At 46.1% G+C, this 25,281-nt stretch carries 6 protein-coding genes; all 6 read left to right on the top strand.

Annotation, left to right across the window (positions count from 1 at the left end; genetic code table 11):
* The 6 genes from MHH92_RS12975 to MHH92_RS13000 all read left to right on the top strand — a co-directional run bounded on the left by MHH92_RS12975 (position 1) and on the right by MHH92_RS13000 (position 25,206).
* Positions 1 to 19,233 (top strand): non-ribosomal peptide synthetase, encoded by a 19,233-nt coding sequence (locus tag MHH92_RS12975; RefSeq protein ID WP_340904098.1) that lies wholly within the window; start codon positions 1 to 3, stop codon positions 19,231 to 19,233.
* Positions 19,234 to 19,424: 191 nt separating this feature from the next.
* On the top strand, positions 19,425 to 20,138 hold the full coding sequence (locus MHH92_RS12980) for a response regulator transcription factor (protein WP_253507956.1): 714 nt from the start codon (positions 19,425 to 19,427) through the stop codon (positions 20,136 to 20,138).
* Complete coding sequence (locus MHH92_RS12985) at positions 20,131 to 21,171, top strand: sensor histidine kinase (RefSeq protein ID WP_253507958.1); 1,041 nt, start codon at positions 20,131 to 20,133, stop codon at positions 21,169 to 21,171. Before MHH92_RS12980 ends, MHH92_RS12985 begins: the two co-directional genes overlap by 8 nt.
* A gap of 86 nt (positions 21,172 to 21,257) precedes the next feature.
* Positions 21,258 to 22,175, top strand: a complete 918-nt coding sequence (locus MHH92_RS12990; RefSeq protein WP_253507960.1) for an ABC transporter ATP-binding protein — start codon at positions 21,258 to 21,260, stop codon at positions 22,173 to 22,175.
* On the top strand, positions 22,168 to 22,905 hold the full coding sequence (locus MHH92_RS12995) for an ABC transporter permease (protein WP_253507962.1): 738 nt from the start codon (positions 22,168 to 22,170) through the stop codon (positions 22,903 to 22,905). The genes MHH92_RS12990 and MHH92_RS12995 overlap by 8 nt, the downstream gene beginning before the upstream one ends.
* A gap of 333 nt (positions 22,906 to 23,238) precedes the next feature.
* Positions 23,239 to 25,206: an AraC family transcriptional regulator gene (locus MHH92_RS13000; RefSeq protein WP_340904099.1), complete on the top strand. Its 1,968-nt coding sequence runs from the start codon at positions 23,239 to 23,241 to the stop codon at positions 25,204 to 25,206.
* Positions 25,207 to 25,281 lie beyond the last annotated feature (75 nt).

Consider the following 25,281-nt stretch of genomic DNA (forward strand, 5'->3'; position numbering starts at 1 on the left):
ATGAAGGCAAAAGTCGAGAAAATATACCCATTATCCCCGATGCAAAAAGGAATGCTGTTTCATGCGCTCGAAAATCCGTCTGAAGATGCCTATTTTGAACAAACGGTACTGGATATATGCGGGGAGATTCATCCCGAAATTCTGGAGCAAAGCTTCAATCAGTTGCTTGAACGACATGAAATATTGAGAGCCTCGATTCATACCAAATTGGAGGAACCCGTTCATGTTGTGCTTGCGAGGCGGGCCATCGGGTTTACCTTTCACGATCTGAGGGGCAGGTCAGACGATGAAGTCGCTGCCTTGATGCAAGATTTTATGGAGAAGGATCGTGCAAAAGGATTTAATTTGTCCAAGGACAACCTGCTTCGAATCGCTCTTGTTTGTACCGGTGAACAGCATTTTCAGATGATCTGGACGTTTCACCATATGATACTGGATGGCTGGAGCATGGGCATTCTCTTCAATGAATTGCTGGATATATATACTGACAAATCCAATGGCCTACAGTCTGAAATGGGAGTTACCCGGCCTTATAGCAATTATATGAAGTGGCTCCAGCAGCAGGACCAGGAATCGGGTCTTGGGTACTGGGAGCATTATCTGTCAGGATACAGTGAGAAGACCGGCTTGCCTTCGATAAACCGACCAACAAGTGATATGGCGTTCTCTAGAAGAGAGAAGAAAATAGTGTTTTCTCAAGCCCTCACTACAAAAATGAAAGAGATGGCGCAGAAACATGCCGTGACAATCCACACCGTCATTCAAGCGATGTGGGGGTTTCTGCTCGCCAAATATAATGATAACGAAGATGCTGTCTTTGGGACCGTTGTATCCGGGAGAGATGCAGCCGTTGATGGCATTGAGAATATGGTTGGTTTGTTTATCAATACCATTCCTACACGGGTCACCTTTTCCGGAGAGCAACCATTTGTAGAGCTTATGAAAAAGATTCAATCGGACGCATTGAGCAGTCAGGCGTATCAATATTTAAGTTTGGCCGAGGTGCAGGCCCGCACTGAACTCAAACATGATCTACTTGATCATGTCGTTGTGTTTGAAAATTATGCTCTGGATACGAGGAAGATGGCAGAGCGGTCCGATCTGGGTTTTGAAATCAACGAGATCACTGGAGAGGAACGAACCAACTATCCGTTTACAATGGCTGCTGGACTTGGAGAGAAATTGACGCTGCTGCTCATTTATGATGAACATGTCTATGAACCGGCTCTGATGGATCAGATTGAGACGCATATGAAAGCGATTATCGATCAAATTACGTCAGATGAGAGTATTCATATCCAGGATATTACTCTCGTCTTGAACGATGAACTTCCGGTACTTGAGCAGCATTCCATGGGGGCTGTGACGGATTATCCCAAATGGAAAACCATTCCTCAGCTTTTTGATGAACAAGTCCAGAAGAAACCTCATGCCATCGCCCTTATTATGGATGATGTGCACATCACCTACCGTGAATTGCAGGAAAAAGCGGATCAAATGGCATCCCGATTATATCAATTTGGGCTACCTGAACAGGCGGTGGTAGGACTGCTGGCAGACCGGTCGGTAGATATGATCGCGGGCATACTTGGGATTCTGAAAGCAGGTGCAGCTTATCTTCCCATGGACCCGAGCTGGCCGAAAGAAAGAATAAGTCATATGCTTCAGGACAGCAGGGCTGCGGTGCTTTTGACACAGTCCCAATGGATCAGCCAGGCACCACCGGATTTTCCATTGTTACTGCTGAATGCCGACTCCATGGATCATATGCCTGCGGTCATGGAGATGGCGGCTGCTACACAGGTAATGGAAGTGAAGCATGACAAGGAGAGCCGCATGGATGATCTGGCATACATGATCTACACGTCTGGCTCCACCGGATTGCCCAAAGGAGTAATGATCACTCATGCAAACGTAATTCGGGTTGTATGTGAGACGGATTACATCGATATTTGCTCGGAAGACCGGATATTGCAGCTTTCCAATTATGCGTTTGATGGATCTGTCTTTGATATTTTTGGCGCACTTTTGAACGGAGCCTGTCTGGTTCTGCTGAAACAGGATACGGTTCTAGACACTCAAGCGCTCGCTGAAGTCATCGTTCGCGAGAAAGTCACGGTTTCTTTCATGACGACCGCACTATTTAATCTGCTCATTGATCGTGAGCCGGAATGTCTTCGCGGCTTCCGCAAAGTATTGTTTGGGGGCGAGCGTGCATCTGTGACTCAGGCCAGGAAAGGACTGGATATTCTCGGACCGGATCGCCTGATTCACGTATACGGACCCACAGAAAGTACGGTATTTGCTACAGCTTATCCCATCAGTTCCATCGATGCAGTGGTCACCAACCTTCCCATCGGAAAACCGATTGCCAATACTTCGGTCTGGGTGCTGGACCGGTACCAGAATCCCGTTCCAGCAGGTATTCCAGGGGAATTATGCATTTCCGGAGATGGTTTGAGTCTGGGGTATTTGAATAACAAGGAACTAACCGATTCCCGATTCATTCCACATCCCTTACTCAAGGGAACACGGATGTATCGAACAGGGGACCGGGTACGCCGGGTCCAAAACGGAGATATTGAGTTTCTTGAACGCTTGGACCACCAGGTTAAATTGCGTGGTTACCGAATTGAACTGGGCGAGATCGAGCATGTTCTGCTGGAGCATGAAGGGATTCGCGAAGGGATCGTAGTGACGAGAAAAGATGCAGCAAATCAGGACATATTGATTGCCTATTTAAAGGCTGATCCAAAGCTGACGTCTGCCGGGATTCGTACGTATGTATCGGAGCGCCTGCCAGACTACATGGTTCCTTCTTATTTTATTCTGCTCGATGAGCTTCCCTTAACAGGAAACGGGAAGGTTGATCGAAGGGCCCTTCCTGAACCGGCAGAATGCATAGAGCATTTGAAGCATGACCAATATGAAGCACCAAGTACGGTGCTGGAAAATCACATTTGCACGATATGGAAAGAAATTTTGGGAGTACAAACTGCCGGGGTTCAAGATCACTTCTTTGAGTCCGGCGGTCATTCACTTAAAGCGACAGCACTGGCATCACGAATTCACAAAGAGATTCAGGTGATGGTGCCGATTCGACAGCTTTTCCTTGCTCCAACCATCCGAGGGATTGCCAATTACATTGAGTCTGCTGCCAAAGAGGACTATCTTTCCATCCAACCGGCCGAATCAAAGCCCTATTATGCACTCTCTTCTGCTCAACGCAGACTTCATATGTTGCATCAGATTTCGGATACCGGAACTTCATATAATATGCCTGCAGTGATGAAGGTATCTGGAAAACTGGACGTGTTGCGATTTGAAGAGGCATTCCGACAATTGGTACAGAGACATGAGTCATTCAGGACGTCTTTTGTCATTGTGGATGGCGAACCCGTCCAACGGATTCATTCACATGTTCCGTTTGCTGTTGAACATATTGAACCGGGAAGCCGATCATTGGAAGAAACGCTTTCGGATCGAATTCGTCCATTTGAGCTGGACAAGGCCCCATTAATGCGGATCGAACTTGTGAAAATCAGTGAACAGGAACATGTAGTCGTGATGGACATGCATCATATTATCGCAGATGGTGTGTCAACGGGTGTGCTTGTTCAGGAGTTTCATGAATTGTATGAGGGGAAATCTCTGCCTGAGCTGAAGTTACAGTACAAGGATTACTCCGAGTGGCAAAAGGATTGGTTTAATAGTGAAGGACTGAAGACACAGGAAACCTACTGGCTTAATCGATTTGAGGGAGAAATTCCGGTTCTTCAATTGCCAACAGACTGGCCAAGACCGCAAGTGTACTCTTTTAAAGGAAACCGGGTGCAATTTGTTTGTGACGAACAGCTCACACGTGAACTGCATCAATTGGCCAGAGATCATGAAGCGACATTATATATGGTACTGCTGGCCGCTTATACAACTTTACTTTCCAGATATTCAGGACAAGATGACATTGTCGTGGGATCTCCGATTGCTGGGCGCAAACACGCAGATCTCCAGAGGGTGATCGGTATGTTTGTTAATACACTTGCCATGCGTAATTATCCTGTGGCAGAACGGTCCTTTAATGATTTCCTTGGAGAAGTGAAGGAAAATGCATTACAGGCTTACGAAAATCAGGATTATCCGCTTGATGAGCTCATCAACAAGCTTCATGTCTCAAGAGACAGAAGCAGAAACGCATTGGTAGATACGATGTTTGTGCTGCAAAATCTGGAGCTTGAGCGTACATCCGGACAACAATGGGATGATTTACATGTTGAGCCGTATGAGACGGAGCTGCCCATTGCCAAATTTGATCTGACCCTTGCTGCGGTCGAGCAGAATGGCCGCATTGAGTTTGAACTGGAATATTGCAGTGATCTATTTTCCCTTCAAACGGTTGAAAACATGGGCAATCACTTTATTCAATTGTTAAAAGGGATATTAAGCAATCCCCAAGGCAAGCTGGGTGAGTTTGAAGTCGTATCTGAGGAAGAGAAGCAGACGCTACAGCATGTCTATAATGATAACGCCCGCTCTTATCCGCTGCACCAGCGGGTGTATGAGTGGATTGAGCAAAATGCTCTGCGGACACCTGATCAGGTTGCGGTTATGCATGACGGCAGAAGCATGACCTATCATGAGCTAAATGAGGCGGCAGACTTACTTGCAGCTCGTCTGCGTCAGCATGGTGTAACCAAAGAAACGGTCGTTGGTATTATGATGGATCGGTCTGTAGAAATGATTGCGGGCATTCTCGGAATTATGAAATCAGGAGGAGCTTATTTACCGCTGGACCCATCAACTCCGGTTGAGCGAATCCGGTACATGCTTCAGGATAGTGGGGCAGGACTGGTTGTGACCCAGAATCATTGGTCAGATCGGCTCAGGGCTGCTGATTCCGAGTGTGTGACATTCATTCTGGATGAGGCAGTATTGAAGGATTGGAATGCCGAGGCATCACTCCAAGTTTCGTTTGTGGCTGATTCGGCAACGATGAACACAAACCCTGACGATTTGGCATATATCATCTACACGTCAGGTTCTACAGGTCTGCCAAAGGGAGTACAGGTTGAGCAAAGCGCCTTGACCAACTTCTGTTGTGGATATATAGATGCTCTACAGATAACTGAGAGAGACCGGGTGGCAAACTATCTCCAAATGACCTTTGACGCTTCGATTAGTGAAATTTTCCCTGCACTGATGTCAGGGGCTACACTTCATATCATTCCGATTGAGCTGAGACTGGATATATTGAGGCTGAATGAATACTTATCGGAGTATGGAATAACGGTTTCGACTCTTTCGTCCAAGGTATGTGAATCATTTGTTGAACTGCCAAATTCGTCATTACGTTTGCTAGTTTCGGGGGGAGAGCAGCTTAAACTTCATAATCTTCCGAATTACAGGCTGATCAACGCTTACGGACCAACGGAAAATACGGTGGTTACCACTCTGCATGAAGTCGATTCCATAGAGGGTGTCATTCCTATAGGCAAACCTTTTACGAATACAAGAATTTTTATTTTGAATGATCATCTTCAATTCTGTCCGATAGGTGTGACCGGGGAGATGTACATTGCCGGTCAAAGTCTGGCACGGGGTTATTTGAATAATCCGGAACTGACAACCGAGAAATTTGTAGACAACCCGCATGAACCCGGCGGCAAAATGTACCGGACAGGTGATCTGGTGCGCTGGCTACCTGGTGGCAACCTGCAATTTATGGGGCGTACCGATCAACAGGTGAAAATCCGTGGATACCGGATTGAGCTTGGCGAGATCGAGCAACAACTGCTGAAACATCCGGCCATCCGGGAAACAGCGGTTCTGGCTCATCAGGACCCGCAGGGAAATGGGGCGCTGTGCGCCTATGTTGTAGCCGAAGGCGAAGCAGTGTGGACAGCTGCTACCGTTCGAGACTGGCTGGAAGCGGAGCTGCCGGATTATATGATCCCGGCCTATGTGGTGCAGCTGGATCAGCTGCCGCTGACGTCCCATGGCAAGCTGGACCGCAAGGCGTTGCGGGAGCCGGACCACCATCTGCCTGCCGGGCCGGAGACGGAAGCACCGCGTAGCGAGGTGGAGCGCATACTGGTGGAAGTTTGGCGTGACGTGCTGAATATGGCGGAACTGGGCATCAATCACCAGTTCTTTGTCTCTGGGGGAGACTCCATCAAGGCACTCCAGATCGGATCACGTCTGGCCCGAGCGGGACTGCGGATGGAGGTCCGGGATTTGTTTGCCTATCCGAAGATTCGGGATCTCTCCCCGTATGTGAAATGGGATCAGCGTGAGCGCCGGAGCCAGGAGCCTGTGGAAGGAGAAGTGCGACTGACCCCGATTCAGCAGTGGTTTTTTGCGAACAACACGACGGAACGAAATCACTTCACGCAGTCCTTCATGCTGCATCGGGTGGCCGGGTTCAAGCCGGACGTGCTGGAACAGGTGCTGGATCGGTTGCTGGAGCATCATGATGCGCTGCGCATGAGGTATGAGATACAAGCAGACGGTAGCATCCGCCAATTCAACCGTCCGGTTCAAACTGGAGAGCGGATGTATACCCTGCACCGATTTGATACACGGGGCTGGGATGAACCGGAGCGTCAGGTCTATGAGGCGGCTACCCAGGTGCAGCAGGCATGTAACCTGGAAGAGGGCAAGCTGGTGCAAGTCGGGTGGTTTGAAGCCGAGGACGGTGACCATCTGCTGCTGGCGATTCATCACCTGGTCGTAGACGGAGTGTCTTGGCGAATCCTGCTGGAGGACATGGAAGTGCTGTATCAGCAGGCGGAGCGGGGAGAAGCGCTGGCTGCGGGCGAGAAGACGGACTCTTACCAGCGCTTCGCGGAAGCCTTGCAGGATTACGCAAACAGCCCGCAGGCCGCGAAGGAACGAGCCTATTGGAGTAGACTTGCGGCGGAGGAGACTGGACTGAACCTAGGAGAGCAAGAGGAAGCGGCAGGCCCGGATCGATTTGCGGACAGTCATACCCAGCAAAGCACCCTGAGTGCGGAAGTCACCCAGCAGTTGCTGCGGGAGAGCAACCGGGCTTACCAGACGGAGATCAATGATCTGTTACTCAGTGCGCTGTACCTTGCGGTGCGGAAGCTAACGGGTGAGCTGAAGCTGAAAGTGAACTTGGAAGGCCATGGACGGGAGGATGTGCTGGAAGGTATCGATCTCAGCCGCACCGTGGGCTGGTTTACGACTCTGTACCCGGTTCTGTTGGAGGGAGAAGCAGAGGACGAACTTGCGACCACCATCAAACGGGTGAAAGAAGGATTAAGGAAGGTACCGCATAAAGGCTTTAGCTATGGAGCGCTGAAATATGTGGCCCGGATGCCGGAGTTGCAAGAGGAGCGTCCAGCATCCATTTCGTTTAACTATCTCGGTGAGATGGACGGAGGCATGATTGGGGAAGCCATGTTCCGGGAGTCTCGTTTCTCTACGGGGCAAACCATTGGTGGCCATATCGCCCGAAATAACCCGATTGAACTGAACACCTTCGTATCTGGTGGGAAGTTACATCTCAACGTAACTGCAAACCAAACTGCGGTGGACATGCCGCTTGTGAGTCAATTTGCAGAGACGTTTTTGGAGCAATTAACGGAAATTGTGGACCATTGCTTGTGTCAGCGTGAAACGACATATACGCCTTCCGACTATGGTGATCCAAGTCTGGCACTTGAGGAGCTGGATCTTATTAAATCTGCCTGTCCGGGCGTGACCATTGAACGGATTTATCCGTTAACCAATATGCAGCAAGGCATGCTCTTTCACGCAATGGAAGATGAGACATCAACTGCGTATTTTCAGCAAACGGTCATGGAGATTCGGGGGGAAGTGAACCCGGATTACTTGCAATCCAGTTTCAATGAACTCATGAACAGACATGAAGCATTGAGAGCTTCATTTATGCATCAAGATTTGGAAGAACCGAGACAGGTCATTATGCAAAACCTCACCATTGAATTTGAATTTAAAGACTGGACAGCTTTGGAAGCACATCATTCAGCAGCTCAGTTGGAAACTTTTTCACAGCAGGATAAGGCTCGCAGTTTCCGTCTGGATACACAGCCGCTTATGCGTGCAGCTCTGTTTCGCACCACAGATCAATCCTACACCCTTGTATGGAGCCATCATCATATTTTGCTGGATGGATGGTGTCTGGGAATTATATTATCCGAGCTGTTCCAGATCTATAAGGCCAAACTTGAGAATAAAGCGCACAACCTGAAGGAGCCGAAACGATATCATCATTACATTGAATGGCTCATTCGTCAGGAAAAGGATGAGGCCCAAGCGTATTGGAGACGTTATCTGGAGAATTATGACACACAGTCGAGTGTTCCAGGTTTGCTTCTTACAGAGCATGATGTTCCGTATTTGCGAAAAGAACAGACGATATCTTTGGGTCAGGAGTTAACCCGCCAATTAAATGAAATAGGTGCTCGTTATGGTGTGACGTTGAATACCGTCATTCAATGTATCTGGGGTCTGGTACTGGCCAGATACAATGATACGGAGGACGTCATATTTGGAACCGTAGTCTCTGGCAGAGAAGCGCCAGTTGAAGGCATAGAAGAGATGATAGGGTTGTTTATCAATACAATTCCTGTTCGGATTGGTTACCCGCATCAAAAGCATTTTGGCGACGTACTTCAGGTCGTTCAAAAACAAGCCGTTGAAAGTCAGCGATTCAATTATTTGAATCTGGCTGAAGTTCAGGCATTGAGTGATCTCAACAAGGAATTAATGGATCACGTCTTTGTATTTGAAAACTATGCCCTGGATCATGGAGCTGTTCAACAATCCAGCACTGGGGTTGGTTTTGAAATTACCGGACTGCATGCGGAGGAACAGAGCAACTACGGATTCCTGATTTCAGCAACACCTGGTGACAGCCTGACCCTTGTGATTACGTATGATGGTAATAAATATGATCCATCCATCATCGAGCGTATGGATCAACATTTTAGGAGTGTGGCAGAACAAGTTACTTCAGCGGATCATCAGCAGCTTGCTGACATTCAACTGGTGGGTAGTCAAGAGCGTGAAGTGCTTCTGAATTCTTTCAATAACTCTGATGCGGATTACCCGCGAAATATGACCATTCATGAGCTGTTCCAGCAGCAAGTTCGATGTACGCCTGATCGAATTGCTGTCCGGGATGAGCATCGTCATATGACGTACATGGAGCTGAATGAGCGTTCCAATCAACTGGCCCGTACGTTGTTATCTCTTACAGGAGGAACAGAGCAATTCATTGGGATTATGGCGGATCGGTCAGTCGATATGATTGTTGCCATCATGGCAGTGTTAAAAGCGGGAGCAGCATATATACCTGTTGATCCCACCTATCCAGATGACCGTATTAGCTATATGCTGGAGGATTCGGGCATCCGCCTGCTGGTGGTTTCTGAAAAAGGGATGGATCGCGGACTTCACCGGGGTTTAAGCGTTGTCTTGGAGGAAGAGAACTCGTATCACGCGGATGCAAGAAATCTGGAGACATCCGTTCAATCCCATGACCTCGCCTATGTCATTTATACCTCAGGTACGACCGGGAATCCGAAGGGAACACTGATTGAACATAAAAATGTCGTGCGTTTGTTGATCAATGACCGTAATCGATTTGATTTCAGTGATAACGATATATGGACGATGTTCCATTCCTTTTGTTTTGATTTCTCGGTGTGGGAAATGTATGGAGCACTGTTGTACGGGGGCACATTACTTATCGTTCCACATCTGGTCGCCCAACAGCCTGGAGAATTCCTGCAATGGTTAATACGTGAAAAGGTAACTATTCTGAATCAGACGCCATCTTACTTCTACCGATTGATGCATGAGGAGGCAAAACGTCCGAGGAAGGAATTGAGTTTGCGAAAAGTCATTTTTGGTGGAGAAGCGTTAAGTCCGTCATTATTGGCAACATGGTATAAGCGTTATCCGTCTACAAAGTTAATTAATATGTACGGCATTACGGAGACTACGGTTCATGTTACCTATAAGGAGATTACCCCGTCTGATATACAAATGGGCAGAAGTAATATAGGTCAGCCCATCCCTACACTCAGGGCATATATTCTGAACCAGTATCGTCAATTGCAGCCTGTAGGATGTGCAGGTGAGCTATACGTTGCAGGAGAAGGGCTTGCCAGAGGATACCTCAATCGATCCAGTCTTACGGAAGAACGATTTGTCGAAGATCCGTTCTATCCTGGTGAGAAAATGTATCGTTCAGGCGACTTGGCCAGATGGCGTGCAGATGGCAACATGGAGTACTTGGGCCGGATGGATCATCAGGTCAAAATTCGGGGATATCGAATTGAATTGGGTGAAATCGAACATCAATTGCTTCAGCTTTATATCGTCAAGGATGCATTCGTTGTAGCCAGGGCGGATGAAGAGCATACACAATTTATCTGTGCATATATTACCCTCAACGAGGAAGCAGATGATGCGGTTACGCAACAGATTAGACAACAGTTGTCTCTGCAATTGCCGGATTATATGATGCCAGCCTACATTGTAAAAATGGATCAATTGCCACTGACCTCCAACGGGAAAGTGGATCGTAAAGCGCTGCCAGCCCCGGAAGCGGGCATGTCTGCACTTGGGGGTTATGAAGCTCCGGGAAGCAGGGTGGAAGCGGAATTGCTTGCACTCTGGCATCAGCTTCTAAATAATGACCGTATTGGCGTAAATCACAATTTCTTTGAAGTTGGAGGACACTCGCTGAAGGCTTCGGCTCTCGTATCTCGTGTCCACAAGGCATTCGGTGTGGCCATACCATTGAGACAAGTATTTGCAACGCCTACGGTCAGAGCCTTGTCCCAGTGGATTGATTCTGCTCGTTCCAGCAAATATGTGACCATAACGAAAGCAGAAACCAAGGAGTACTACCCGCTCTCGTCCGCACAAAAAAGACTTTTTATTATGCATCAACTGGAAGATTCGAGCCTGGCCTACAATATGCCTTATGCTATGAAAATAACTGGCAATCTGGATATACGCCAATTGGAAAGAGCCTTTCAGGATTTGATCAAGCGTCATGAATCATTCAGGACTTCCTTCCATATGGTTGATGGACAGCCTGTTCAACGAATTGATCAACAGGTGGAATTCAGGATCACATCTCTCGAGCTGGGTGAACAGACTTTAGAAGCGTGGCAAGCGAGATTTGTTCGTCCATTCAATCTGACTCAGGCTCCGTTGCTGCGGGTGGAACTTGTGCAGATGGGGCCTGCGGAATACAGTCTGATTATGGATATGCATCATATTATTGCGGACGGTGTATCCATGGGCGTTTTGACCAGGGAGCTGAGCGCCCTGTATGAAGGACAAACGCTTGAACCACTACAATTGCAATACAAAGATTATGCCGAGTGGCAGGCACTGTCCAGAACAACGGAAGTGATTCAGGCACAGAAGGACTACTGGCTCAGTGCCTATCAAGAAGAAGTCCCGCTACTGGATCTGCCAATCGATTATGCAAGACCACAACACCGCAATTATGAAGGCGAACTGTTCCCGTTCGAGTTATCTGAGGGTGTGTCGCAACGGCTGTCTCAATTGGCTCATCGAGAGGGCGTAACCTTATTTATGCTTCTCCTTGCTGGCTATACAGCACTGTTACATCGATACACCGGGCAAGAGGATATCATCGTGGGGACACCGGTAGCAGGTAATTCACAGCCGGAGCTACAAGATGTAATCGGTTTGTTCATTAATACACTGGCGCTTCGGAATCGTCCGGTAGGCACGTTTACGTTCAAAGAGTACCTTAACAAGGTCAAGGAGAATACACTTCAGGCTTATGAAAATCAGGATTATGCATTTGATGAACTGGTTGAACAGCTTGCCTTGGCAAGAGATATGAGCCGAAGTGCCTTGTTTGATACGATGCTGGTATTCCAGAATTATGACAGTGAGGAGCTTGCAATCGAGGGTGTGCAATTCAGTTCACTTCCTCCAAGTAACATCCGATCCAAATTTGATCTCACCTTAACCGCAATGGAAGCTGAGGGCCGGATCAAATGTGTGTTTACGTACTCTACGGAGTTGTTTAAACCTGAAACAATAGAGTGTATGGCAGGCCACCTGACTGAATTGCTGGATAATATCAGTAACGATGCCGCGTTGCGGTTGCAGGATATTCAATTCATCACATCAGAAGAGACAAAATCCATTATGCAGCTATCCTGTGGTCAGCTTGCGCAATACAGAACAGATGCAGCCCTGATCGAACTGTTCGAGGAGCAAGTAAGGAAGTCATCCGGGCAACGGGCAGTGGTGTCAGGGGAAAACGAATTATCTTATGAAGAGTTGAATCGCAGAGCTAATCAACTGGCTCGCTCGCTGAGAGCAAGAGGGGCTGCACCGAATTCGGTAATCGCAGTAAGCATGAATCCATCTGTGGACTTGATTATAAGCATGCTGGCCGTTCTTAAAACGGGAGCCATCTATTTACCGATTGATCCTGAGCAGACTGGGAACAGGACCAATGTTATTTTGAATGACAGTCAGGCTATCCTTGTGTTGACGGATCATCCGTTGTCCAAGGAGTTATCTTTCAGTGGCGATGTGTATCAGGTTAACGACGGCAGTATCGAGAGCTTTGACTACACGGATCTATCTCTGCCAACTTCGCCTGAACAGCAGGTGTATATGATCTATACTTCAGGTTCAACAGGTACTCCGAAAGGTGTCATGGTTCGTAACCGAAATATTGTTAATTACACACAATGGTTCATCCGCGAAGCGGGAGTTTCTGCGGCAGATCGAACGATGCTGATGTCTTCCAGTGCTTTTGATCTGGGATACACAGGTGTATTTTCATCCTTGTTGCAGGGCGGCGAGCTTCACGTTCCAAGCAAGGAAGACTACACCAATCCGGCTAGAGTATTACAAATGATGGCTTCACAGCGTATCACATTCATCAAACTGACACCTTCATTATTCAATCTACTGTTCCATGATCCTGCATTTGCAGAATGGCAGCCTGAGCTGAGGCTGGTTGTGCTTGGCGGGGAGAAGACGAATACAACGGATGTGGAAAAGTACCTTCAAGAGTTTCCAAACAGCCGGATCATGAATCATTATGGTCCAACTGAAACGACGATTGGTGTAGTTTTTCATAACATATCGTCTGTGAATGTTCGTTCCTTTATAGATCATCCGGTTATTGGCAGACCGATTGATAACACTGTGGTATACGTGCTTGATAAGCATAACCATGTGGTGCCACGGGGTGTATTCGGTGAAATTTGTGTTTCGGGTGAAGCAGTGTCCAGCGGGTATTTCAATCAGGTTGAAATGACCCGGGAGAAGTTTGTTGAAGATCCATTCCAGCCGGGGCAGATCATGTACAAAACAGGAGATCTTGCCCGTTGGACACATGATGGTGAGCTGGAACTGGCAGGTCGGAAGGATAATCAGGTGAAAGTGCGTGGTTATCGGATTGAACTGGATGAAATCAAAAAACAAATGCTACTTCGGGAAGGTGTACGCGAGGCTGTTATCGTACCTGGAGCAAACCAGGAACAGGCTACCGTGCTCTGTGCCTATTTCACAGCAAACAGATCGATACCATTGGACGAAATTCGCGCTCATCTGGGTGTCGAATTGCCTGAATATATGATTCCAACGCATTTTATGCAATTGGATACCCTGCCGCTGACCGGTAATGGGAAATTGGATGTACGTGCACTTCCCGAACCGGATGCAAGCATGGGTGGAGAGGTGGTCTATGAGGCCCCAAGAAACGAGGCGGAGAGCTTGCTCGTTTCCATCTGGGAAGAGGTGCTTGGCTTCAAGCCAATCGGCATTAACCATCACTTCTTTGCTTCCGGTGGTGATTCCATCAAAGCCTTGCAAATTATATCCAGACTGTCCAGAGCTGGCAAAAAGCTGACCATGAAAGAGCTATTTGCTAATCCACAGATCAAGTTGCTGGGGCGTTATGTTAGAGAAGATTCCCATGTAGACCGGATGAAGCAGCGTGTGACGGGTCCGGTTGATCTTACACCCATCCAGAAGTCTTATTTCTTGCAGCATCAACGTACAGGAATGAACCACTTTAATCAGTCCCTGATGTTGTACCGCGAGGAGGGATTCAATCCAGAGACAGTCCGGCAGATCATGGAAGGGTTAATGATGCATCACGATGTCTTGCGGATGTCCTATCATGAGGAACAAGGCAAGGTGGTACAGACCCATCTCGATGATGAAGCAGGTCTTTTCCAAATGGATGTACAGGACATGATCGGTCTTGATGAGCAGGAATTGTTCATCAGGGTGCAGCAGGCAGCCTTCAACACACAGGAATCCATCGAAATTTTCGAGGGACCTCTGGTGCGAGCCGTCATTTTCAGAACCGATCAGGGAGATCATCTGCTCATTGTAATCCATCATATGCTGATTGATGGGGTATCTTGGAAAATTCTGTTGGAAGATTTGGCCATAGGATACCAGCAGCTTATGGAAGGACAAGATCTTTCTTTTTATCCGGTTACGGATTCTTACCCGTACTATGCAGCTTTCCTGAGCGACTATGCGAAGGGAGGTCGTCTCGCCAAGGAGCGTGCGTATTGGATCAAGACGGATCAAGAAGAAGCCGGCTTTCTTCCTAGGAATGAAGTTCATCTGAGTGAGTACCGATACGGAGACAATCGAATGAGCAGCGTATCGCTGAACCGAGAGATGACAACTCAACTTTTGCGAGAGACAAACCAGGCCTACTATACCGAAATTAATGACATTCTGCTGGCTGCTCTAGCTCTCTCCATCAAGGAATGTGCAGGAGCGAGCAAAGTTAAGGTAACGATGGAAGGTCACGGTCGCGAGCTTATGGGAGACGAATTGGATATCAGTCGTACGGTTGGCTGGTTTACAAGCAAATATCCGGTATGTATCAATCTCGGGGATGAGGAAGGGCTTGGTACAACCATCAAGGAGGTAAAAGAGCAGCTAAGGAGGGTTCCAGCCAAAGGAATTGGATACGGAATATTGAAATATATGACTACTGAATTGCCAAAGTTGAAAGAGCAGACACCACTCCTGTTGTTTAATTATTTGGGACAAATGGATCAGGACATCAATAGTGGTCTGTTTCGTTCTTCCTGGTTGCCAGCGGGCAATCCAGTCGGCGATGATGTCATTCGTGCCAATCCAATGGAAGTTATTGCCTATGTGGCCGAAGGTCAATTGATGATTAACATCACATACAACCATAGGTTGTTTGATGAATCCATTGTAGAGAACTTTGCAACAACTTACAAAAAAATGCTTCAACAGGTTATTGAACATTGCGCGCAGCAACAACAGGCCGAAAAAACACCATCCGATTATGGAGATCCGCATCTAACCCTGCAAAATCTGGAGGTCATTACGCTAAAGTTTGGCACAGAGGGAATTGAGAAAATATATCCTTTGGCCAACATGCAGCGCGGGATGCTGTACCATGCACTTGAGAATCGCGGAGATAGGGTTTATTTTGAGCAACTGATTATGAACATCAGAGGAAACCTTGACGTAGTCCTACTTCAGGAGAGTCTGAACCTATTGATGCAACGTCACGAAATGCTTCGTGCTTCCATTGAATACGACGTTACAGAAGAGCCGCGGAATATTATTTGTCAAAACCGAGAAGCTGCTTTTGTATACCGGGATCTTCGAGGATTGCAAGAACAGAACAGAGGCACTCGTGTATTGTCAATTGCTATGGAGGACAAAAGAAAAGGCTTTGATCTTGGCAAAGATACACTGGTTCGATTCGAACTGTTGCAGACCGATGAGGAGCAATACTCGTTAATCTGGAGTAACCATCATATCTTGCTTGATGGCTGGGCAAGAGGCATCATTCTTGCAGAGCTGGTCCATCTGTATGAATGCAAACGTACTGGAAAAAACATTCAGCTCCACGAGCCTGTACCTTACAGTGAATATGTGGAATGGTTGCAGGCATTGAACAAGGATGAAGCCATCTCGTACTGGAAGAATTATCTGGGCGGATATGAGAACAAGGTTCAGTTGCCAGCAGGAACTTCTCGTTCATTGAACGATGGGGCCACTCCACAGGAGCATCAATTCCGCATTTCCAGACAGCTCACGAAACAAATGAATGATCTTGCTAACCGGAACCATGTCACATTTTATACGGTTATGCAGTGTGTCTGGGGAATCATGCTTGCCAAGTACAACGATACTTCGGATGTCGTATTTGGAACGGTGGTATCCGGGAGAGAAGCGCAGGTAAGCGGGATCGAAAACATGGTTGGTTTATTTATCAACACCATTCCTGCGCGGATTCAATGGGATGAAGGACATACCTTCAAACAACTGGTTGGAGATATGCAGGCCTTATCCATTGAAGGAAGTCAGCATCACCATCTGGGTCTGGCTGAAATTGCATCTTTGAGCAGTCTAAAAAGAGATTTGATCGATCATATCATGGTTTTTGAAAATTACTCGGTGGATTCAAGTCTTGTGGAACAGGGCGCGAATGATATTGGGTTTGTCATTGAGGACGTCCATAGTCAGGAACAGACGAACTATGGATTCAATCTGATTGCAATACCTGGTGAAGAGCTAGTAATCAAGTTTGCTTATGATTCCGGCAAGTATGATGAATCCTTGATGAAGGTCATGGAAAACCATATGCTGACTCTATTGAAACAAATAGTGACAGATGAAAACTTGCGGGTCGATGACATTCAAATCATGACGAAACAAGAGCAGATCGTCCTGTTGGATCAGTACAATGATACGGGATCAGCCTATCCGAAGGGCAAAACGATGCATCAGTTGGTCAGTGAACAGGCCGCCAAGACTCCTGAACATGTTGCCGTAGCGCTGGGCGATAATGCGCTGACTTACAAACAGCTCGACATAAAATCGAATCAATTGGCAAGACATTTAAAAGCTATCGGTGTTGGATCCAATTCCATGGTGGGCATTATGGTTGAACGCTCACCCGAGATGATTGTTGGCATTCTGGCTATTATGAAGGCGGGCGGAGCGTATGTGCCCATTGACCCGGAATATCCCGCAGAACGGATTGAATTTATTCTGGAGGATAGCGGTTCATCGATCATATTGGAAATGGGAGAAGGCCATACCGGGTCAGGAAGAACATCCGTAGCGATTGATGCGGATTATAGTCATTATTCAGCAGAACCATTGGAGCAGCATGCTGGACCAGAGGATGTAGCGTATATGATCTATACCTCTGGATCGACCGGGAAACCAAAAGGCACAATGATTCCGCACAGCGGTCTGATCAACTATATTTTCTGGGCGAAGGACGTTTATTTGCAGAATCAGGAGCTTGATTTTGCCCTCTACTCCTCCTTTGCGTTTGATTTGACGATCACTTCGATCTTTACACCGCTGGTTACTGGAAATAAAATAGTGGTATATCCAACCAGCGGAGATGAACCGGTGATCCTGAATGTATTCAGGGATCAGCAAGCAGGCGTGGTTAAATTGACACCATCACATCTGAATCTGATTAAGGATATGGACAATACCCGATCCAGTATCAAGTGCCTGATTGTAGGCGGTGAGGACCTGAAATCGGAATTGGCTCGGGAAGTATACGAGAGTTTTGGAGGCAAGGTTCAGATCTATAATGAATACGGGCCAACGGAAACGGTTGTAGGCTGCATGATCCATCCGTACAATCCCGAGACGGACACGAGAATCTCAGTACCTATTGGGAAACCTGCTGCAAATGTGCAGTTATATGTGCTGAATAAACATCAGCAACTGCTTCCGGCTGGTTTGCCAGGGGAACTTTACATTGGAGGTGATGGAGTATCCCGAGGATACTTCGGACGTCCGGAACTAACGATGCAGAAGTTTGTACCCAATCCGTTCAAAGAAGGGACTACCCTATATCGGACAGGTGATCTGGTGCAGTGGATGCCAAATGGCGACATGGAATTCCTCGGACGAATCGACCATCAGGTGAAAATTAGGGGATACCGTATTGAGCCGGGAGAAATTGAGTTTCGTTTGCTGCAACAACCGGAAGTTAAAGATGTAATTGTGACCTCGCGGCAAGATGATGCTCAGCAAAGCTATCTCTGTGCGTACATCGTACCTGTGAACCCGAGTAAAACGATGGACATCGTTCAACTGAAACAGGGATTGCTTTACGAGCTTCCCGCATATATGATACCTGCATTCTTTGTTGTGATGGATCAGCTCCCATTGACGGTGAACGGAAAAGTGGACTTGAAGGCATTGCCTGAGCCTGAGGGTAGTGTGACAGCTCTGCAATCCTACACACCACCGGAAACGGAACTGGAACGCCACATGACAGATATTTGGGAGGACATTCTTCCAGTGAAGCCGATTAGCATACATGCAAATCTGTTTGAGATGGGTGCAAATTCGTTAAATGTGATGTCTTTTGTATCCCGTTTGTACAGTCTGTTGAATTTTAGAATTCCGTTTAAGGATATTTTTGAAAAACCGACCATTGCTGATCTGGCGAACTTTGTAGAGAAAGCCAAAGATCTCCTGGAGGACTATACCGAAGATTGCATGCAGCTAACCCGGACAAGCGAGAAAAATCGGATTGTTTTCTGTTTTCCCCCCGCTGCTTCAATGGGTATTGCCTACATGACACTTGCTCAGCATCTGGACTCGTTCGGAGTTTACAGCTTTAATTTCATTACTTCAGAAGATCGAATTGCTCGTTACGCCCAAATGATGATTGATATTCAAAAGGAGGGTTCGTTCACGCTGATGGGTTACTCCTCGGGTGGAGTGCTGGCCTTCGATGTAGCCAAAGAGCTTAACCGCAGAGGATACGAAGTGCGAGACCTGATTATACTGGACTCAAAATACCGAACAGAGGTGGAAGAGCATCGTCTGACTGAAGAACAAATCAGGCAGGAGATTCAGCAAAAGTTCAACATGAGTCAATATCAAGACCTTGAGAAATTGGCGAATGACTATTTGCTGGAGCTGATTACGAAGTCTTACCTGTATGTTCATGAAGCCATAACCTTTGGAACGATTGATGGTAACATCAGTTATGTGACTTCAGGACTTTTGGATGCAAATGCTTCGATTGCCTTGTGGGCCCAATCCACCACAGGACAATTCCGACAAGTGAAAGGTTACGGCAAACATATGGAGATGATCGACAAAAACTATCCGGAAATTGTGAAACAGAATGCAACGCTCATCAACGAACTCTTGCTGACAAACACTAAATAACATTTCAAGGTTGGCGTTTCGTGAGTCAGAAACGCCAACCTTTTTTTACACATGAGCATTTGCATAAATCCAAAGAGCGTCTTTCAATCACCAAGATTTAGATCGAAATGTTTCTATTCGTCTAGATCTTATACCCGAGAGTGAATTGAATCGAATTATGTAAAATGCTGACATGAAAGAAGGTTGAAATCATGCAAAATATTCGTGTACTCATTGCGGATGACGATAAGGAGATTCGAGACCTGATCCGAAAATACCTGGAGCGGGAGATGTACACCGTAGATACTGCCGCAGATGGTGAACAAGCCCTGCAGCTGTTTCAACAGCACAAATATAATATGGTCATTCTTGACCTGATGATGCCTCAAATGGACGGTATGGAAGCTTGTCGAAGAATTCGCAGTATCAGTAATGTACCCATCATGATGGTGACAGCCAAAGACCACGAAACAGACAAAATTATAGGTCTTGGCATCGGTGCAGATGATTACATTACCAAACCATTTAGCATTCATGAACTTGTTGCCAGAATTAAGGCACTCATGCGTAGATTTATGGTTCTTGGGACGGATGTTCCTGACCTCAGTGAGAGTGAGGTCATTCGCTTCAAAGGATTGATGATGAATTTGAAAACATACACAGTTGATGTTCAGGGAAAAGAGACCGATCTGACGGGCAAAGAAACAGAATTGCTCAAATTTATGATGTCCAATCCTGGTCAAGTGTTCACCAAAGCCCAATTATTCAGAAATGTATGGGATAACGGGTATTTGGATGATGACAATACCGTCATGGTACATATCCGAAAGCTACGAATGAAGATTGAATCCGATCCTTCGAATCCACAGTTTATAAAAACCGTTTGGGGTATCGGTTATAAATTTGTAGGTGAACGGGATGAATAGAGATGCCGTCTTGATGTTATCCGGTCTACAGTTGATTATCGGAGCTGGGGCACTTGTCCTGGAATACTACACGAGCTTGACGAATAGTTCACGAATGTGGTTGTTTGCAGCTTTCGTTTTCACCAGCATCTTGGTACTCGTTAATCAATATCAGATTCGAAGTAAGCAGCAATCGATTGCTGCTGAACTGCATCGGGCGGTCAATGGAGAAGGAAAAAGAAGAATATTAAGCAAAGGGAATGTACTGCTGGATGAGATCGTTTTTGCAGCAAATGACCTGATGGAGCAGCTTGAAAGCGTAAAGATCGATGCCCAGCGCTCTCAGGCAGCAAGAAAGAGTCTGCTTTCCAGCATTTCTCATGATATTCGCACACCTCTAACTTCGATGATTGGTTATGTGGATGCGCTCAAGGATGACATTGCTTCGACAGAAGAAGAGAGAAGAGACTATATGGATATTTTGTCGCGAAAATCGAAGGACTTGAAAAAAATGATAGATGAGATGTTCACCATGGCCAAACTGGATGCAGACGAGATGCCCATGCAGGCTGAGCCGTTGGATCTGGCCGAATTGACCAGGGAGATTTTGATTGAATTTATACCCAGTCTCAAAAAAGCAGAGATGGATCTAGAAATTCAGATTCCGGATTACCCTTGCTTCGTTATGGCAGACAGGCTGAGTATCAATCGCCTCATCAGTAATCTGATTCAAAATTCTATCCAGTATGGACATGAAGGGGGCGTTCTGGGAATTGAAATAGCAAGTTATCATCTCAATTTCCAATTAACCGTATGGGATCAGGGACCAGGGATATCGGAGAAAGAGCTAAATCTGGTGTTTGAACGTATGTATCGCAGTGACCACTCACGTAGCCCTGTCTTTGGAGCAAGCGGGCTTGGGCTTTCGATTGCCCGGACACTGGCTGAGAAAAATGAGGGGCATTTGCAGGCGGAGAGCACACCTGGTGTGAAAACATCCTTTATATTCACGATCCCCAAGTATAAGCGGCTGTCACAGTCACAGCACAATTAAGAGATAGTTAAGATTTGGATAAGCGCTATTTAAAATCTGAAACCTAGAATGAAATTATCAGTTCTTGGAAGGAAGGTGCGCTAGACGTGAGTGTAATTATCAAAACAACAAATCTTACCAAACAATACGGGACTCAAAAATCAGTTAATTCACTGAACATGACCGTTCAACAAGGTGGGATATACGGGTTTCTTGGACGCAACGGGGCAGGGAAAACAACAACAATCCGTATGCTGCTCGGTCTAATCAAACCAACGCATGGTGAGATTGAGATATTTGGAGAGAACCTGTTTACCAATCAAAAAGAAATATTAAGACGAACCGGCTCGATTGTAGAAGTACCCGGGTTTTATGAGAATCTGACTGCCCGCGAAAATTTATCTATCAACGGTCGAATCATGGGGATATACAAAAAGAATGCAATTGAGGACTCGCTTGAAATCGTAGGTCTGCAAAATGAAACCAAAAAATTGGTTGGCAAATATTCTTTGGGGATGAAGCAACGGTTAGGCATTGCCCGAGCCCTGTTGCACTATCCAGAATTGCTGATTCTTGATGAACCTACCAATGGACTTGATCCGATTGGGATCAAAGAAATTCGCAGGCTGATTAAAAATTTGGCCACGGAGAGAAATATTACCATCTTGATCTCAAGCCATATTTTATCGGAAATTGAACAACTGGTTGATTACATGGGTATTATTCATGAAGGGAACCTGCTGGAGGAAATTTCATTTGAGCAGCTTCGGAAAAGGAACCGTAAATACACCGAATTTCAAGTTTCAGATGATAATAAGGCTGCGGTCATTCTCGACGGTTTGGATCAGGCTGAATATGAAATTCATGATGAACGCAATATCCGGGTGTATTCCCATCTTGGACAACAAGGGAAGCTAAACAGAATCTTTATGGAGAATGACATCAATGTAACCAAAATTATGGTGAGTGAGGATCGTTTGGAAGATTATTTCACCAAGCTGGTTGGAGGTGGAACCATTGGTTAATTTGCTCTACACTGAACTTCTCAAGCTGAAACGCTCCAAAATGTTTCTGCTTAGTATCATCGGAGCGGCCGTTGCCCCTTTGATGGTAGCTGCTGCCATGTTTGTGCAAATGAAAACAAAGGAGCCTTATCTTGTTGCACAATTCAGTGTGCTTATGTCCAACACAAGCATATATGCTGTACTGGTCATTGGAGTTCCATTGTATGGTGTCATTACTGCTTATCTGTATAACAGGGAATATGCGGAAGATACAATGAAGAATCTGCTGACCATTCCGGTTTCCAGAGTCGCTCTGCTAATGTCCAAATGGATTTTGTTGCTGGGATGGATTATGCTGCTTACATTATCAGCGTGTGCGCTGGCGATCATTTTTGGTTCGCTGGGTCAATTTGCAGGTCTTACTCCACAGTTTGTGCTTAACTCGTTCAGCAATTATGTAGTGGCAGGTCTGCTGTTGTTTCTGTTGTCGACCCCGATCATTCTGATTACGCTCGTATTAAAAAGTTTTGTCCCGGCGATTATCGTAACCATTATTATTACACTGGTGAATGTGATGCTTGCTACTAGTGAACACCGCGGATTATTTCCATGGACCGCAGCACTGGATATCGCGAATGGAACACTGGAAGCCAAATATCCTCCAGAGTATTCATATATTTCGATCGCTGCTACATCCATCATTTGTCTTGGACTGGCCATTGGTTATTTTAAGAAAATAGATATTCATTAGATCTTGTCTTCAAACTCATCCAAACCTTCTCCGAAACATGCAAAACCCTAATCAATTCGGTCGCATATGACTGCGAAAAACATAATGGAGAAGCCCTGATCAGTATGGATCAGGGCTTCTTTTTCAATGATCAGGTTAACCCGTAATTACGGGTTGGCCTTTTTTGTTCGGTTTACGATAGGGGAAGCCGGGATGGAAAGCATAACGTCCACTGCCTGTTCCCCAATATCACTTAATGATATATACTTACCTGATCAAATGTGATATTGATAATCAATATCAATTATTAAGTGATGTATACATTGGAAAAAGTGAAACGAGGAGTGCGGGTAGATGCAAGAGGAAGAAGCAAGACAGGGATTTACACCAGAGATGATTGATATGATGGCCAGTATCTGGACACGTTCGATCATTACATTAATAGATGTACGCTTTCAGAATGTAGCGTCACGATACCCGTTGGAGCAATATAAAATGCCTAGTAGCATGTTTATCTATGCATATGGGGGAGAAGCGCAAATCCAACTGAATGAAACCACATTTGCAATGGAACGCTTCGGTTTAGTTCACGGCGGGAAGGGGAGCCTGCTCAGTATTACGCCTAAAGAGGAGATGGTGAAGACATTTATGGTGTTTTATAGAGCAGAATCACCTCTCTTTTTCAAGAAACATCTGCAACAATTACTGGAGCAAGTGAATCCATTTGTTCAACAGTTTGGTTATACGCCAAGTAATCCTATCTTGCTACGCGATTGGTTCCAACGGATGATGAATGGCTGGAAACGTGGCAAGGCGATGGATCAGCTACAGGCCAAAAGTTTTCTATATCAATTGATTCATGAGGTGTACAGGGATTTGGAGGGTGGTGAGATTCGGTATCTCCAGCCAGATCCAGCCTGTTCTGCCAAGGTATATCTCGATAAACATTACAGGGAGCCGATTATGTTCCAACAAATTGCCGATATGTTTGGGATCAGTGGTGGACAATTGACGCGGTTGTTCAAAAAAAGGGAAGGGATGAACTTACAGGAGTATCTCATTCAGAGAAGGATTGAAGCTGCCTGTCATGACTTGAAACATACAGAAGCGACGGTTAAAGAAATCGCAACGGGAGCTGGTTTCACAGATGAGAAAAACCTGTTCCGCATGTTTAAGAAGCATTACAAGATGACGCCAAGTGATTATCGGAAAATAAACGCACTATCCATGCAGGTTGATGGTATTGATAATGATTCTCATCTCCCTTACGATGAGAGGGAACTAGCGAGTCTAGTCAAGTCTTATAGAGATGGGGAATCAATGATGTTTGGAACATTAAGAAGTAAAGAAATGATTTTGGCGGCGGCGATAAGCATGATGCTCTTATTGACGGCATGTACGTCGGGGACGCCAGCGAATAATGGGGGAACGGCAAATACAACACCTGCGCAGACACAGCAGGCGACACAACAGGAAGGGTCGGAGACAAAAGCTTCAGAAGCAGTCTCGCAGACCAGAACGATATCCACAGTTAAGGGTGATGTTGAGGTACCTAACAACCCTCAGCGAGTTGTAGTTGATTATTTGGTTGGTGATGTGGTAGCCCTAGGTGTAACGCCTTTAGGTGTGGCTAGAGCTGCACGGGGAGAGACGGAGCCTGTATATGCTAACCAGATTACAGACTCCATAAAAGTAGCCATGGAGCCGGAAGATATCATGACGCTTGAGCCTGATCTTATCATTTTGGCATGGAGTGATGAGTCGTATGATGATTTATCCAAAATTGCCCCGACCATTTATGTTCCCTATGGTGATATGACTACAGAAGAGCGGATACAATTTATTAGCGATGTTTTGAACAAACAGGAAGAGGCTAAGGATGTTTTGAATGCTTATACCGGAAAAATCGAAGAAGCAAAGCTAGCCTTTCAGAATGCGGGCCTATCCGATGTGACGATTACAGTTGGAGAATTCAGTGATAAAAGTAACTACATAGCTGGAGCCAAGCATGCCGTTGGCGAGCTTGTTTACGATGAACTTCAATTGCAGGCACCTTCAAAAGTCCAAACGGATATTATCGATGCAGATAAATATTGGGGCGATGTCTCCATGGAAGTATTACCCGCTTACTCTGGGGATTATATGATCTTCTTAGGAGATGGAAACGTTGCTTCTGATAATGCAGTGTGGAATGCCATACCTGCTGTGCAACATGATCGGATCGTAAAGGTAGATTCTTCGCTATCTTGGTCCACCGACGTAATGACTTCCAGTGCATTGATTGATTATATTGTTAGTCAATTGCTAGCATTAGCTAAATAAGAGTTAGAACGAAATTTTAATTGAGCACTCCAAATTTTCAAACATGACCAGTCGAATTTATGGACGTTAATATCC

The organism is Paenibacillus sp. FSL M7-1414 (genome assembly GCF_038003195.1).
GTDB lineage: Bacteria > Bacillota > Bacilli > Paenibacillales > Paenibacillaceae > Paenibacillus > Paenibacillus amylolyticus.